The organism is Collinsella sp. AM38-1BH (assembly GCF_003467545.1).
Taxonomy (GTDB): domain Bacteria; phylum Actinomycetota; class Coriobacteriia; order Coriobacteriales; family Coriobacteriaceae; genus Collinsella.
This window is the reverse complement of the sequence record NZ_QSHC01000009.1, coordinates 38884-53033: the sequence shown is the minus strand read 5'-3', so window position 1 is coordinate 53033 and position 14150 is coordinate 38884. Positions and strand designations below refer to the sequence as shown.

11 protein-coding genes and 1 tRNA gene are annotated in these 14150 nt (G+C 61.8%); 7 read left to right on the top strand and 5 right to left on the bottom strand.

The window, feature by feature from the left end; all coding sequences use genetic code 11:
* Window positions 1–332: 332 nt before the first annotated feature.
* Together trpS and DW870_RS05290 are read right to left on the bottom strand one after the other, a co-directional pair.
* Entirely contained in the window at window positions 333–1382 is a 1050-nt protein-coding gene (gene trpS / locus DW870_RS05295) for a tryptophan--tRNA ligase (protein ID WP_089572045.1), read from the bottom strand.
* A 161-nt stretch (window positions 1383–1543) separates the two neighbouring features.
* Window positions 1544–2743, bottom strand: coding sequence for an MraY family glycosyltransferase (locus DW870_RS05290; protein ID WP_117646362.1), 1200 nt, complete (start codon window positions 2741–2743; stop codon window positions 1544–1546).
* Between the two features lie 525 nt (window positions 2744–3268).
* On the opposite strand from DW870_RS05290, the gene DW870_RS05285 reads away from it, so the two are divergent.
* From DW870_RS05285 to proB, 5 genes are all read left to right on the top strand, one after another.
* The gene (locus DW870_RS05285) at window positions 3269–4207 is read left to right on the top strand and encodes a radical SAM protein (protein ID WP_117770206.1); all 939 of its coding nucleotides are present in this window, start codon (window positions 3269–3271) and stop codon (window positions 4205–4207) included.
* 151 nt (window positions 4208–4358) lie between these two features.
* A tRNA-Ala gene (locus DW870_RS05280) sits at window positions 4359–4431 on the top strand.
* Window positions 4432–4495: 64 nt separating this feature from the next.
* Window positions 4496–4936, top strand: a complete 441-nt coding sequence (locus tag DW870_RS05275; RefSeq protein ID WP_117635034.1) for a hypothetical protein — start codon at window positions 4496–4498, stop codon at window positions 4934–4936.
* An 84-nt stretch (window positions 4937–5020) separates the two neighbouring features.
* Window positions 5021–6526 carry a nicotinate phosphoribosyltransferase gene (locus DW870_RS05270; protein WP_117770207.1) on the top strand — a complete coding sequence of 502 codons (1506 nt, stop codon included), beginning with the start codon at window positions 5021–5023 and terminating at the stop codon, window positions 6524–6526.
* Window positions 6527–6629: 103 nt separating this feature from the next.
* Complete coding sequence (gene proB / locus DW870_RS05265) at window positions 6630–7757, top strand: glutamate 5-kinase (RefSeq protein ID WP_117770208.1); 1128 nt, start codon at window positions 6630–6632, stop codon at window positions 7755–7757.
* A gap of 101 nt (window positions 7758–7858) precedes the next feature.
* Here the strand turns inward: proB and DW870_RS05260 are convergent, their stop codons facing one another.
* Entirely contained in the window at window positions 7859–9277 is a 1419-nt protein-coding gene (locus DW870_RS05260) for an alpha/beta fold hydrolase (protein WP_117770209.1), read from the bottom strand.
* Between the two features lie 112 nt (window positions 9278–9389).
* Between DW870_RS05260 and DW870_RS05255 the strand changes: the two genes are divergently transcribed.
* Complete coding sequence (locus DW870_RS05255; protein ID WP_117770210.1) at window positions 9390–10676, top strand: glutamate-5-semialdehyde dehydrogenase; 1287 nt, start codon at window positions 9390–9392, stop codon at window positions 10674–10676.
* 71 nt (window positions 10677–10747) lie between these two features.
* Here DW870_RS05255 and DW870_RS05250 read toward each other — a convergent pair whose 3' ends face one another.
* Complete coding sequence (locus DW870_RS05250; protein ID WP_089572031.1) at window positions 10748–11347, bottom strand: HD domain-containing protein; 600 nt, start codon at window positions 11345–11347, stop codon at window positions 10748–10750.
* A gap of 107 nt (window positions 11348–11454) precedes the next feature.
* Window positions 11455–11940 carry a CarD family transcriptional regulator gene (locus DW870_RS05245; RefSeq protein ID WP_022094807.1) on the bottom strand — a complete coding sequence of 162 codons (486 nt, stop codon included), beginning with the start codon at window positions 11938–11940 and terminating at the stop codon, window positions 11455–11457.
* A gap of 342 nt (window positions 11941–12282) precedes the next feature.
* Here DW870_RS05245 and argS point away from each other — a divergent pair, with 342 nt between their 5' ends.
* Window positions 12283–14136 carry an arginine--tRNA ligase gene (gene argS / locus DW870_RS05240; protein ID WP_055286535.1) on the top strand — a complete coding sequence of 618 codons (1854 nt, stop codon included), beginning with the start codon at window positions 12283–12285 and terminating at the stop codon, window positions 14134–14136.
* Window positions 14137–14150 lie beyond the last annotated feature (14 nt).

Below are 14150 nucleotides of genomic sequence, written 5' to 3'. Positions count from 1 at the left end.
GTTTAGTTTACTTGGGCTAACTTATGGAGAAGCTATGGCGGCGGATATTGATGCTGCAAAGTAAACCACGGTGAACTATATTGGTTTCAGCAACGGAGCAGGCAATAGGCGATGAAAAAGCCTGCCCTGTTGAGTTTGATTCGCATTCCTCCCCTCTGTGCGATTCAACGGTGTACTTCGGGAACAGGCCCGCTGGCAACTAACTGCCAGCGGGCCTGTTCCTGTTTGTCGGGGGAGTGCAATGGGCAGAGCCGAACCGGTCGGGCACCAAAAAAGGCGGACGCCGTAGCGCCCGCCCTATAGCAATCGAAAGTTCTAGCCAGCAGATCGATCTAGTACACCATGCCCATGGCGTCCTGAACCTCGGCCAGGGTCTGCTCGGCAATCTCGTTGGCGCGACGGTTGCCCTCGTGCAGCACGTCCTTCACATAGTCCAGATCGTTCTCATAGCGCTGACGACGCTCGCGGATCGGCGCGAAGTACTCGTTGACGGCCTCGGTCACGTACTTCTTGAGCTGGCCGGAGCCGCCCATGCCAATCTCCTCGGCAATCTCGACCTCGGAACGGCCAGTGCAGATGGCGGCGGTTGAAAGCAGGCCGGACACGCCGGGGCGGTTCTCGGGATCGAACGTGATCATGCGCTCAGAGTCGGTCTGGCTCTTCTTGATGCGTTTGGCCGTCTCCTCGGCGGTCATCGAAATATTGATGGCGTTGCCGTAGCTCTTGCTCATCTTGCGACCGTCCAGGCCGGGCAGCAGCGGGGTCTCGGACAGCAGCGCGTCGACCTCGGGGAACACCTTGCCGTAACGGTTGTTAAAGCGGCGGGCGATGGTGCGGGTGAGCTCGATGTGCGGCAGCTGGTCGCGACCGACGGGCACCACATTGCCCTTGCAGAACAGGATGTCGCAGGCCTGGTGCACCGGGTAGGTGAGCAGAAGGCCGGTGAGCTCGTGGCCCGAGGCCTCCATCTCGGCCTTGACCGTGGGGTTGCGCGCCAGCTCGGCCTCGGAGACCAGCGACAGGAACGGCAGCATGAGCTGGTTTGCGGCGGGTACGGCGGAGTGCGCGTAGATCATGGTCTTGTCGGGGTCGATGCCGCAGGCAAGGTAGTCCATGACCATGTTGTACACGTTGTCCTGGATGTGCTCGGTCGTATCGCGGTCAGTGATGACTTGGTAGTCGGCGATGAGCACGTTGGTCTTGGCGCCCATGTTCTGCAGCTCAACACGGCCCTTGAGGGTGCCGAAGTAGTGACCCAGGTGCAGACGGCCGGTGGGGCGGTCGCCGGTGAGCATGGTGAACTTCTCGGGCGTTTTGGCCAGGCCCTCGCGAATGGCGTTGCTCTTTTGCAGCGCGACTTCGTAGCTGTTCTCGTTTGGCATGATTGCTCCTAACGTATGTTCATGGGTCAAGATGATAACGCGTTTATTGGAGGGTCGGGGCGTAAGTACGCGAGGGGCGGGAGAGCGGCGGCATGTGCGATGGGCGCGGCGTGGCTGCGCGTTTGGCCGGCGGCGCCTGGGCGCATCCTCGGCAGCTTACCCTAGCGCCTGTGGTGGCGCTCCTCCCTGCGTTCTTCTGCCGCCTGCTCCTCCTGCTTAAAGGCGGGATCGTCGGGGGTGACGAGCTCGTCCTCGTGCGTGCGCTTGTTGTAATGGTGGCGCAGCACGGGCTCAAACAGGTGCAGGTGCTTGGCAAAGGCCGCCGAGCCAATGGCGAGCACGGTAAAGATGAGCACGCGCATGGGCACCTCGACCTGGTTAATCGCGGCGGCGCCGGCCGAAAGCATGATGCACCAGGCATAGATGAGGAGCACTGCCTGCTTTTGGTTGTAGCCCTCTTGGATCAGGCGGTGGTGGATGTGGCCCTTGTCGGCCTGCCCGATGCTAATGTGGGCGCGCTTGCGGCGCACGATGGCGCTAAACGTGTCGATGATGGGCACGCCGGCAACGATGAGCGGGATGATAAGCGAGGTGAGCGCGGCGGTGCGGCTCACGTTGAGCAGCGAGATGGAGCCCAGTGCAAAGCCCAGAAGCAACGACCCCGAGTCGCCCAAGAAGATGCTTGCGGGGTTGAAGTTGTAGCGCAAAAAGGCCAGGCAAGCGCCAAAGAGCGCAATGGAGAGCGCGGCGGCGTCGATGCGGCCCGAGAGAACGGCCATCGAAAACATGGTGAACGACGCGATGCCGCAGATGCCCGTGGCCAAGCCGTCGAGGCCGTCGATGAGGTTAATGATGTTGGTGAATGCCACCAGATAGATCACGGTGATGGGGTAGGCGAGCCATCCGAGCATGATCTCGCCGGGGGCAAACGGGTTGACGATGACGCCGATCCGCAGGCCGCCGATACAGGCGATAAGCGCGGCGAGGACCTGTCCGGCTAGCTTTTGCTTGGGCTTGAGCTGGAAGACGTCGTCGATAGCGCCGGTCGCAAAGATGACGGTAAAAGAAAGCGCAAGTATGGGGTAGCTGATGTGCAGACGGGGGTGGGGCACCAAAACGGGCGGCCAACCCAGGTACCAGGTGCCTAGGATTTGCACAATGCAGGCAACGACCAGGCCCAAAAACACCGCCGTTCCGCCCAAACGCGGGATGGGCTTGGTGTTGATGCGGCGCTTGGAAGGATAGTCGACGGCGTCGAGCTTAATTGCCAGGCGCTTGACCAGAGGCACCGTGAGGAAGGTCGTGATAAAGGCCGCCGCTGCCACGCATAGGTACGGTATGTAGCTCGGGGATGAAGCCATGAATCTAAAAACCGCCAAGCGTAGAAGGGAAAGGTCAGAAGAACGCCATGCGCAAAGGGCATAGCCGAATCATGATACTCGACCAAGGGGGGTGCATGGAATTGCGCGCAGCGATAATCACGCGCTTACCAGATATTAGGGTATTGTCGATGGATTGTTGGGATGCCGGTGGGGATCCATATGGACTGTAATGGCGATTTTCGGCAAAAGAAAACCACCCCCCACGTTACGAAAATGAACCCACCTAAAACAGGTGGGTGCCCTCATCGACTGTTCCAGCGTCCTTAACAACGAAGGATACCTGTACTAGGTACGACTGTGTGGGCTCCCTAAATAAACGCGACGGTTCACCCAGTTGCTCCGCGGGGGGCGGAATACCTACATCATAAAGCGGCACTTTATCGATTCCAGTCTTGACATTACAAAAATCGTGTCGGACGATTACGGCGCCTTGGGCTCGAGCCGTCTGTGCGGTTGGTCCCTTTACGTTTGAGCTGCTGAATCGTTGTTTTGGAGCATGTTTTTATGCCGACGCCGTTGACCGAACTTTTTTCGCCCGCCTGCCATTTGTGTCCGCGCCGTTGCGGTGCGGCGCGCGACGAGGGCGCGCGTGGCGTGTGCGGCGCCGACAACACGCTTAAGGTCGCCCGCGCGGCGCTCCATATGTGGGAGGAGCCGCCCATTTCGGGCGAGGCCGGCTCGGGTACGATTTTCTTTAGCGGCTGTTCGCTCAAATGTATCTATTGCCAGAACCACGAGATCTCGACGGGCAATTTTGGGCTTGAGATTTCGCCCGAGCGCCTGGTCGAGATTATGCTGGAGCTGCAGGACCAAGGTGCCAATAACATCAATCTGGTGACGGCGACGCATTATGCTCACCTGCTGCCGGCCGCGATTGCCGCAGCTCGGGAGCGCGGACTGGTCATTCCAATCGTCTACAACACGAGCGGTTATGAGCGTGCGAGTGCCGTGGCGGCGCTCGGCGATTTGGTCGACGTGTGGCTTACCGACTTTAAGTATGCCAATGCGGCGCTTGCGCAGTCACTCTCTCATATTAAGGACTACCCGCGCGTGGCTGTGTCGGGTCTGGCCCAGATGGCGCGCGAAATTGAGCGCCGCGGGGGAGAGCTGGTAGACGGGGACGGGCTCATGAAGCGCGGCATAATCGTGCGTCATCTGGTGCTGCCGGGGCATGCGGACGATTCGTGCCGCGTGTTGGACCTGGTGTGGCAGACGATGGGCGACGTGCCGATCTCGGTCATGAACCAGTACACGCCCAATGCCCTCATGCGCGAACAAGGCGGCGACCTGGCGCGCGCCGTGACGCGCGAGGAGTACGAGCAGGTGCTCGACCATGCCGACGACCTGGGCTTTACGACGATGTTTTGGCAAGAAGGCGGAGCGGTAGACGAGAGCTTCACCCCGGCGTTCGACACCACCGGCGTCCTCACCAGCGCAAAGTAGTGCGCTCGCCGATGATTTTTCTGGGACGGGGATTAAAAAATCATCGAGAGGATCGCCTGCTCGAAAAGTTGTCAAAATAGCCGCGTCCCAAAAAGACTGGGTATTGGGCGTTGACAGTTGGCGAGCCGTAGGTAAAATATCAACTTGTCTTGGGGACGTAGCTCAGTTGGGAGAGCGCTGCCGTCGCATGGCAGAGGCCGAGGGTTCGACTCCCTTCGTCTCCACCCTTGGATTTGATAAGCCGCTGACATTGTGTCGGCGGCTTTTTTTAAAAGAAAGGGCTGTACCATGGCCAAGCTTGAGTCCCAACCACTGTCTGCCGAGGAACGCGCCGAGTTGGAAGAGCTCCGCGCCGAGAAAGCTCGTCGCGAGGCCCAGGAAGAGGCACGCCGCGAGCGTGAGGAGCTGGCCGCCCTGCGTGCCGAGCGTGCGAAGGCCGAGGAGGCCGCCGCGAACGTCGCCCCCGCGCCCAAGCCCGCCGCCGCGAAGCCCGCGCCCACCGCACCTAAACCTCAGCCTAAAAAGGTCGCTCGTTCCAAGTCCGTCGAGCCCAAGCCGAGCCGTGACGAGATGACCTTTGCCCAGCGCATGGTTACCTCCAAGGAGCCTACGGGCGAGAACGAGATCCCTGGCATGGCGCCGGCTCAAAAAATCATCATTGTCCTTGCCCTCATCGCGTTTGTCATCTTTATGGGCTACACGATCCTGACCAGCATGGGCCTGCTCTAGCCCATTCGCGCTGGGTGCCATGCCCGAACACTCTGCCCTTTTCCAACCCTCAACCTCTGCACAACGCATCCGAAAGGTCGCCCCATGGCTTTGACCGACATCTCGCATCCCACCGACATTGCAATGCTCACCGATCTGTACGAGCTCACTATGGCCCAGGGCCTGTGGGAGAGCGGCAAGGCCAATGAGCAGGGTTGTTTTACCGCGTTTTACCGCGACCATCCTTTTGGCAGCGCCTATGCCGTCATGTGCGGCACCGCCGAACTGCCCGAGCTGGTCGAGAATCTGCGCTTTACGCCCGAGGACATCGACTACCTCGCCTCGCTCCAGGCCCCGGCCGGCGGCGCGATGTTCAAGCCTGGATTCCTCGACTACCTGCGCGATTTTCGTGCGCATGTAAACATCGACGCCGTCCCCGAGGGCGAGCTCGTCTTTCCGCGCGAACCCATGGTGCGCGTCACCGGCCCCGCGCTTGAATGCCAGCTGCTTGAGACGGCGCTGCTCAACATCGTTGGGTTCCAGACGCTTGTCGCCACCAAGACGGCGCGCGTGGTGCTCGCCGCCGACGGTCGCCCCGTGGCGGAGTTTGGCCTGCGCCGCGCCCAGGGTCCCGATGGCGGCCTGGCCGTTGCGCGCGCGAGCTACGTTGCCGGCTGCTCCTCTACGTCCAATGTGCTCGCCGGCCGCCGCTATGGTATTCCCGTCTTTGGCACGCATGCGCACAGCTGGGTGATGAGCTTCGATTCCGAGCTCGAGGCCTTCCGCGCCTTTGCCAAGTCGAGCCCCAAGAACTGTACGCTGCTCATCGACACCTATGACGTGCGCGAGGGCTGCGAGCATGCCATTACGGTTGCCAAGGAGATGGAGGCGGTGGGCGAGCGTCTGTCGGCTATTCGCATCGACTCCGGCGACCTCGCCAAGCTCTCCAAGTATGTTCGCGGCCGTTTTGATGCCGAGGGCCTGCCCTATGTGGGGATCTCGGTTTCCAACGATCTTGACGAGTACACGATTCAGTCGCTGCTGGACCAGGGCGCGCCCATCGATAGCTTTGGCGTGGGTACCAAGCTCGCGACCTGCTATGACCAGCCGGCGCTGGGTGGCGTGTACAAGCTTTCCGCCCGCCGTGCGAGCGAGACAGATCCATGGACGCCGGTGGTCAAGCTCTCCGAGCAGCCCTATAAGCGCACGATCCCGGGTGTGCAACGCGTGCGCCGTTATTACGACGGCTTTGGCGGCCCAGTCTGCGACATGATCTACGACGAGGACCATCTGGCGGGGGAGGGCGCCGCGCGCGGCAATACCCTCGTGGCCGTGAATGATGCCGCCCTGGTGACCGACGTGTCCGAACTTGAGTATCGCGAGCTGCTGGTGCCGATCGTGCGCGATGGCAGTGCGGTGGCTCCGCGTGAGAGCATCCAGGACGCGCGCGAGCGCTGTGCTTGGGCGCTCGATCATCTGGACGCAGCTTTCAAGCGCTTCCTGTACCCGCAGACCTATGTGGTGGGCATGGAGCAGGGCCTGGCTCAGGTGCGCGACGAGCTCGTGCGCAAGAACATGGCCGCGGCTTCGGCCTTCCCCTGGGCAAAATGATCCGAAGGGGACGGAGGAAAACGGATCATTTTCGTCCGTCCCGCACCGGGTGCCCCGGCTGCTCCAGCTCGCCCGCCTGCTCAACACTCGATTGGTTTGACGTATGACGACTTCTTATAAGACGATGGTGGTAAAGATCGGTTCGTCCACGGTGGTGGGCGCCGATGGCAAGGTCAACCGCTCCTTTATCGGTGGGCTTGCCGACCAGGCCGCAGCCCTGCGCAAGCTCGGCTGGCGCCTGGTCGTGGTGAGCTCGGGCGCTATCGCCTGTGGCTATCCCGTGCTGGGCTTCGACCGCAAACCGGTCGGCGATCTGCCGAGCCTGCAGGCCTGCGCCTCGGCCGGTCAGTGCATCATCTCGTCGGCCTACGACGAGGAGTTTCATGCGCGCGACCTGCTCACCTCGCTTGTGCTGCTCACGCGCCACGACACGGCTCGCCGTACGTCCTACCTGCACGCGCGCGACGCCCTGCTGCGCCTGGTGGAGCTTGGCGTGGTGCCGGTCGTCAACGAGAACGATACCGTTACCGTCGATGAGATCAAGTTTGGCGACAACGACACACTGGCGGCGCTTGTAAGCTGCCTGGTTTCTGCCGATCTGTGTGTGACGCTCTCGGACATCGATGGTCTCTATACCGCCAATCCACATGAGGACCCCACGGCCGAGTTTGTCCCGGTCGTGCATAAGATCGATGCCAAGATCATCGCCTCGGCGGGCGATTCTTCCACATCGGTGGGCACGGGCGGCATGATTACCAAGATTCGCGCGAGCCGCATTCTCATGACGGCGGGCATTCAGAGCGTGATTTGCTCGGGCGAGGAGCCCGATGCGCTCGTGCGCCTGGCCCTCGGCGAGAGCGTGGGTACGCTGTTCGATCCGCCGGCGGAGCGCCTGGACATTGCACCCCGCAAGCTGTGGATTGCACTGGGCGACAAGGCGCACGGCTCGGTGACGGTTGATGACGGCGCCGCGAAGGCGCTGGTCAGCCGCGGATCGTCGCTGCTCGCGGTGGGTATTCGCGAGGTCGATGGCCAGTTTGCCGAGGGCGATGTGCTCGACGTGTGCGACCCGAGCGGCATGGTTGTCGCCCGCGGTATCGCCGAGGCCGATTCGGACGTGCTGGAGCTCGCCGCCGGCCGCCGCCAGGACCAGATTGCCAGCAACCGCCTGCTCGCAGACCTGGCCGAGAAGCCCGCAATCCATAGGGACAACTTGATAGTGTTTGCATAAAGAGAGGCAGCGCTGCGGCTCGTTTTGCCAGCAGTGCTGCCTCTCCTTTTCCGGCACTTGGGGACGTTCCTATTGTGCCGGCAGGTGGGGACACTCCTTTGCTAGAAGATTCGGCGCAGGTCTCCGCGGTTGAGGGACTCGTCGAAGAGGTGCTTGAATACCACACTGCCGTGCAGGCCGTCGTGCTCGAACTCGTTGGTTACCCAGGCGTGCGAGTTGCCCACGCGGCTGAGCGTGTCGAGCTGCAGACTCGAATCGACGTACATGTCATCGAAGTACACCGCGGCCTGGAGCGGCACCTCGTTGCAGGCCAGGCGCTGCGGGTCATAGATCTTGTCCCAGCTGGTGTCTTCCATCAGCAGGTCCATGGCGGGCTTGAAGGGCTTGAGCTCGGGCATCTGCTCGAACATCCACGGGAACATGGCCTCGCCGGTAAACATGAGCGGGCGCGCGAGGGTGTCGAACTCGGCGTGGTGTGCCTTCTCTTCAGCTGCGGCCCAGCCAATGGGCATAGTGTCACCGTCGGCGTATATGAACTCCTGCAGCGTCCAGTACAGCGGATTCGTGCGCGTGTTGGTGCGCTCGAAGGCGCGCATCAAAAAGCTGTCGGATACCGAGGAGCCGCAGCTCAGCGTACCGTCGCCTGTAACAAACGCGTGATCGATAATCCAATGCATGCGCTCAAAGCTCGGCTTCATGCCAAAGTCGCTGCCCATGAGCTGTAGGCGCTCGACCGTCATTGGCGAGCCGTCGGGCAGTACGGGCTTCTGAGCCTCGAGCGCATCGGCCAGGGCTGCCACGCGCTCGACATCGGCGGGGTAACGGTCGTAATACTGCTGCGTCTTGGCGGCCATGCGCGGGAAGGTGTGCGCGTAGACCTCGCTGGCGCTCGCCGGCACGTGCGGAATGCCGCCGCAGGTAAAGCTTGCCGCCACGCCCTCGGGGAAGAGCGACAGATAGCTCAACGTCAAAAAGCCGCCGTAGCTCTGCCCGAGTGTGACCCAGGGCTTGCCGCCAAAGCCCACCAGGCGCAGGTACTCAAAATCGCGCACGATGGAGCTGGTGAGGTGACGCTTGAGGAAGTCCGCCTGCGAGCGGGCCGCATCGGAGCCTGCCGCCTCGGCGCGCTCGCCCAGTGCGGCAATCGTGCGCCCGTCTACACAGCTGCTGCGCCCGGTACCGCGCTGGTCGGGCAGGACCACGCGGAAGTGCTTGACGGCCTCCTCGATCCAGCCATCGCTTGTGGGTGACAGCGGACGCGGGCTCTCGCCGCCGGGGCCGCCCTGCAAAAACAGAAGCAGCGGCAGATCGTCGTTGATGCGGTCGGGCGCGCAAACCACGCGGTAGAAGAGCTTGATGCTCTCGGGCGCGCCGGCGATTGGTGCCGGCATAGCGCCGCGGCGCATGGTGCTGCCGACGGCCAGGAGCATTGGCTCCAGGCCGCGCCAGTCGAGGGGGACGTCGATGCTGTGGTCCTCGACATACAGGCCGGGGACGTGGTACGAAGTAATGAGGGCCATGTGAGTCTTCCGTTCGTTGCGGTGTTTCGGGTTGACCAATTCTACCGCCGCGGGCGAGGCCATGCGCAAATCGGCTACCATGGTTGCAAACTTCTAGGAGAAAGGGCCGTCCATGTCGGTCGATATAGCCACGTATGTCCACGATCTTGCCGTTGCCGCTAAGGCAGCGTCGGCCTCGCTTGCCACGGCGAGCGACGAGCAGCGCCAGGAGGCCGTGCGCGCCATGGCCGCAGCACTGCGCAACGGTATCGACTCCATCGTCGCCGCCAACGAGCTCGATATGTCCGCTGCGCGTGATGCGGGCACCTCGGTCGGATTGCTCGATCGTCTGCTGCTGACGCCCGAGCGCGTCGAGGGCATGGCCGCCGGCCTGGAGAAGCTCGCCGAGCTGCCCGATCCCGTGGGCCGCGTGCTCGATCACCGTGTGCTTGCGAGTGGCGTGGACCTTACGCGCGTGAGTGTGCCGCTGGGCCTGGTTGCCATGGTCTACGAGGCGCGCCCCAACGTGACGGCCGATGCCGCGGGCATCTGCATCCGCACCGGCAACGCCTGCATCCTGCGCGGCGGTTCGCTGGCCTACCACTCGTGCGCCATGATTGCCGAACTGCTGGCCGATGCGCTTGAGGCCCAGGGCTTTCCACGCGAAGCTATCTCGATGATCGAGTCCACCGACCGCGAGGCCACCGGCGAGCTCATGAAGCTCCGCGGTATTGTCGATGTGCTCATTCCGCGTGGCGGTGCGGGCCTGATCCAGCGCTGCGTGCGCGAGTCGCTTGTGCCGGTGATCGAGACGGGCACAGGCAACTGCCACATCTACGTGCATGAATCCGCCGATTTTGACAAGGCGCTCAACATTATCGTCAACGCTAAGACGCAGCGCGTGGGCGTGTGCAATGCCGCCGAGTCGCTGCTGGTCGACCGTGCCGTGGCGGATTCGTTTTTGCCGGCGGTCGTTGCCGTGCTGCACGACCACGGCGTGCTGATTCACGGCGACGAGGCCACGTGCGCCGCATGCGCTGCCGCCGGGCTTGCCGAGGGCGACGACTATGTAGCCGCGACTGAGGAGGACTGGGGCCGCGAGTATCTGGCGCTCGAGATGAGCGTGAAGGTCGTGGCGAACGAGGACGAAGCCATCGCGCACATCAACCGCTACGGCACCATGCACTCCGAGGCCATCGTTGCCGAGGACGAGGATGCCTGCGAGCGCTTCCTGGACGCGGTCGATGCCTCGGCCGTGTATGCCAACGCCAGCACGCGCTTCACCGACGGCGGCGAGTTTGGCCTGGGCGCCGAGATCGGCATCTCGACCCAAAAGCTCCACGCCCGCGGCCCCTTTGCCGCCGAGGCCCTCACTACCTACAAATACAAGCTCCGCGGCACCGGCCAGGTCCGTCCCTAAACCTGTTGCAAACGAAAAACCACCACAAAGGTGCCTGTCCCCTTTGCGGTGGTTATAGGTGGCGTGGGCGGTTAGGCCTGGAAGGTGTCGCGATCGGGAGCGAAGGATTGCATGGCCGCGATGGTACGGTCGAAGAGCTCGGGAAGCTCCCAGCCCAGCATCTCGGCGCCCTGCGAAATCACGTCACGCGAGCAGCCGGCGGCAAAGCGCTTGTCCTTGAACTTCTTCTTGAGCGACTTGGTCGTAAAGTCCATAACGCTCTTGCTCGGGCGCATGATGACTGCAGCGCCGATCAGGCCGGTGAGCTCATCGCAGGCAAACAGGATCTTTTCCATCTGCAGCTCGGGTTTGGGCAGCGAGGTGTTGAAGTCCGACGTGTGCGTCTGGATGGCGCGAATGAGCTCGGGAGACGCACCTTCGCCCTCAAGAATCTCGGCAGCATAGATGGTGTGGTTCATGGGGTCGTCCTCATGCTCCTCCCAATCCAGGTCGTGCAGCAGACCGACGATGCCCCAAAACTCCTCGTTCTCGGGGTCGAACTCGCGCGCAAAGTAGCGCATAGTGCCCTCGACCGTCTCGCCATGGGTGATGTGGAACGGGTCCTTGTTGTGTTCGTTGAGCAGTTCGAACGCGCGGTCGCGGGTGATTCCGGCGGTAAGCGGCTCTGCCATAAGAGACTCCTTGTGCTCGTGGGTATCGATAAGAATGAATACTACTAGAACAAGAAAACCACCACAAAGGTGTCTGTCCCCTTTGTGGTGGTTTTGGCGCGGTTGGGTTAGTTGAGGGCGGCTTGGGCTAGGCGGGCTTCGGCGTCCTCCTCGGTGACGCCCAAGGCCACGGCGAACTCCTCGATGGAGCGACGCTTGGCCTCCTTGAGTACGCGCATGTAGTAAGAGCTGGGCTTTTTATCAGCTTCCTCGGCCTGGCGAATGCGGTGCATCATGGTCTTTGCCACGCGGACCGTCTCGGGCGCGCCCAGCTTGAGCTGCTGCTTAAAGTGCGTCTCCTCAAGCGAGCTGTTACGCTCGGTAAAGGTGTCGCACTCCAGCTCGTCATAGTGGCTCAGCAGGTGCTCGGCATCTTGCTGGGAGATGGCGGCATGCAAACGATCGGCCTGCGCCACGGGGTACATGAGGATCGTCTGCGCATGTCCCTGCTTGGTCTCGAGCAACAGCATGGGCTGCGGCGTGTCGTCCCTAAAACCGACGACGGTGCAGACTCCCTGACCCGGATGAATGACGTGTTGACCGATTGAGAACATGCTACCTCCAACTTATACGAATTTACGTATGTCTAGAATAACACGCTGACGTGCGCAAACCCTTACTTTATGCAGGAAAAGCACACAACTCTGATAGGTAAGAGTATTCGATAACAGACGCAGCTCATTCACACCTTTATGCATTTTCAACGCCTGCATAATCTGCAGGCAGACTGGCATCTTTGAGTGACTCCATACAAGCTGTAGTCATTTTTGTGCATATGCAATATCTATTAGCTTTACCCTGCGACAGTGCCCGTCGCTTGTGATAGAGTGCTACAAACTCTGGCTTTTGCCCTACGAGTGACCAAGAGCTCGGGGGCTTTAACACAAGGAGGATCTATGCCCGAGAAGATTGAAGAGCTGGTACGTGCTGCGCTTGCTGCGGCCCAGGAGGCCGGCGACCTTTCCGCATTTGAACTTGACGATTGCGCTATCGAGCGACCGGCTGACACTTCTCATGGCGAGTGGACCTCTACCATGGCCCTGAAGTCCGCCAAGCTGGCCCACTGCGCCCCGCGCAAGATCGCCGAGGCCATCGTTGCCCATATGCCCGAGGACCCCGCGATCGAGAAGGTCGAGATCGCAGGCCCCGGCTTCATCAACTTCTACCTCTCCGTTGCCGTCAAGAATGCCATCTTTGGCGAGGCTCGCGAGAAGGGTATGGACTTCGCTAAGTCCAACGTCGGTGGTGGCCTGAAGACCCAGGTCGAGTTCGTTTCCGCTAACCCCGTCGGCCCCATGCACATCGGCCACGGCCGCTGGGCCGCGCTGGGCGACTCACTCTGCCGTGTTATGGACCACGCCGGTTACGACATCCAGCGTGAGTTCTACATCAACGACCACGGCTCTCAGATGAACACCTTCGGCAACTCCATCAGCACGCGCTATATGCAGCTTGCCGACATCATCGCCAAGCAGGGCGTGGATATCGACGAGGCTCACAAGCTGCTGATTGCCGACCGCGACGCCTTCGTTGCCGACGAGAATGACGAGCATCCCGAGACTCATCCGTACCAGGATAACTTTGCCGAGACCCTTGGCAAGGACTCCTATGGCGGCGACTACATCATCGACGAGGCCGCCGAGTTCTGGCGCACTGACGGCGATAAGTGGGTCAACGCCGATCCTCAGGAGCGTATGGAGAGCTTCCGCGAGCGCGGCTATGTAAAGATGGTCGACAACATGCGCGACCTTTGCCATGCCGTTAACTGCGACTTCGATCGTTGGTTCTCCGAGCGCTCACTGTATGTGAAGGACACTGAGGGCGAGACCGCCGGCACCTCCGCCGTCGACCGCGCTTTTGAGAAGCTCGACAAGATGGGCTACCTCTACACCAAGGACGGCGCCCTGTGGTTCCGCTCCACCGACCTGGGCGATGACAAGGACCGCGTCCTGATCAAGTCCGACGGCGAGTACACCTACTTCGCCTCCGACGTTGCCTATCACTGGGATAAGTTCCAGCGCGTCGACCACGTCATCGACATCTGGGGTGCCGACCACCACGGCTACATCGAGCGCGTCCGCTGCGTCTGCGACGCTCTTGGCTATCCCGGCAAGTTTGAGGTTCTGCTGGGCCAGCTCGTCAACCTGCTGCGCAACGGCAAGCCCGTCCGTATGTCCAAGCGCAAGGGCACCATGGTGACCCTGCAGGAGCTCGTCGACGAGGTCGGTTCCGACGCCGCCCGCTACACGCTCATCTCCAAGAGCTCCAACCAGATGGTCGACTTCGATATTGAGGCCGTTAAGAAGCGCGACAACTCCAACCCGGTCTATTACGTGCAGTATGCTCACGCCCGCGTGTGCTCCATCCTGCGCCGTGCCGCCGACGTTACGCCCGAGCAGGCTGACGAGATGGGCATGAAGGCCGTCGCCGCCAAGGCCATCGGTGAGAACGTTGATTACTCGCTGCTGACCGACCCGACCGAGCTCGCCCTTTCGCGTAAGCTCAACGAGCTCACCGACCTCATCGCCAGCTGCGCTCGCGACCGCGCCCCGTTCCGTCTGACGCACTTTGCTGAGGAACTCGCCGGCGACTTCCACAGCTTCTACGCTGCCTGCCAGGTTCTGCCGAGCGAGGGCCGTCCCGTCGACCCCGAGCTTTCGCGTGCCCGTCTGGCCGCTTGCGACGCCGTCCGCGTGACGCTCGCCCTGGTGCTCACCCTTGTTGGTGTCTCCGCTCCCGAGCAGATGTAAGCTACGGGTCATTT

Bases quoted from the DNA above. Each gene is read 5' to 3' on its own strand.
- DW870_RS05290 (WP_117646362.1), bottom strand. From the start codon at position 2,743: ATGGCTTCATCCCCGAGCTACATACCGTACCTATGCGTGGCAGCGGCG.
- proB (WP_117770208.1), top strand. From the start codon at position 6,630: ATGACGACTTCTTATAAGACGATGGTGGTAAAGATCGGTTCGTCCACG.
- DW870_RS05285 (WP_117770206.1), top strand. From the start codon at position 3,269: ATGCCGACGCCGTTGACCGAACTTTTTTCGCCCGCCTGCCATTTGTGT.
- DW870_RS05250 (WP_089572031.1), bottom strand. From the start codon at position 11,347: ATGGCAGAGCCGCTTACCGCCGGAATCACCCGCGACCGCGCGTTCGAA.
- DW870_RS05255 (WP_117770210.1), top strand. From the start codon at position 9,390: ATGTCGGTCGATATAGCCACGTATGTCCACGATCTTGCCGTTGCCGCT.
- argS (WP_055286535.1), top strand. From the start codon at position 12,283: ATGCCCGAGAAGATTGAAGAGCTGGTACGTGCTGCGCTTGCTGCGGCC.
- DW870_RS05245 (WP_022094807.1), bottom strand. From the start codon at position 11,940: ATGTTCTCAATCGGTCAACACGTCATTCATCCGGGTCAGGGAGTCTGC.
- DW870_RS05270 (WP_117770207.1), top strand. From the start codon at position 5,021: ATGGCTTTGACCGACATCTCGCATCCCACCGACATTGCAATGCTCACC.
- trpS (WP_089572045.1), bottom strand. From the start codon at position 1,382: ATGCCAAACGAGAACAGCTACGAAGTCGCGCTGCAAAAGAGCAACGCC.
- DW870_RS05260 (WP_117770209.1), bottom strand. From the start codon at position 9,277: ATGGCCCTCATTACTTCGTACCACGTCCCCGGCCTGTATGTCGAGGAC.
- DW870_RS05275 (WP_117635034.1), top strand. From the start codon at position 4,496: ATGGCCAAGCTTGAGTCCCAACCACTGTCTGCCGAGGAACGCGCCGAG.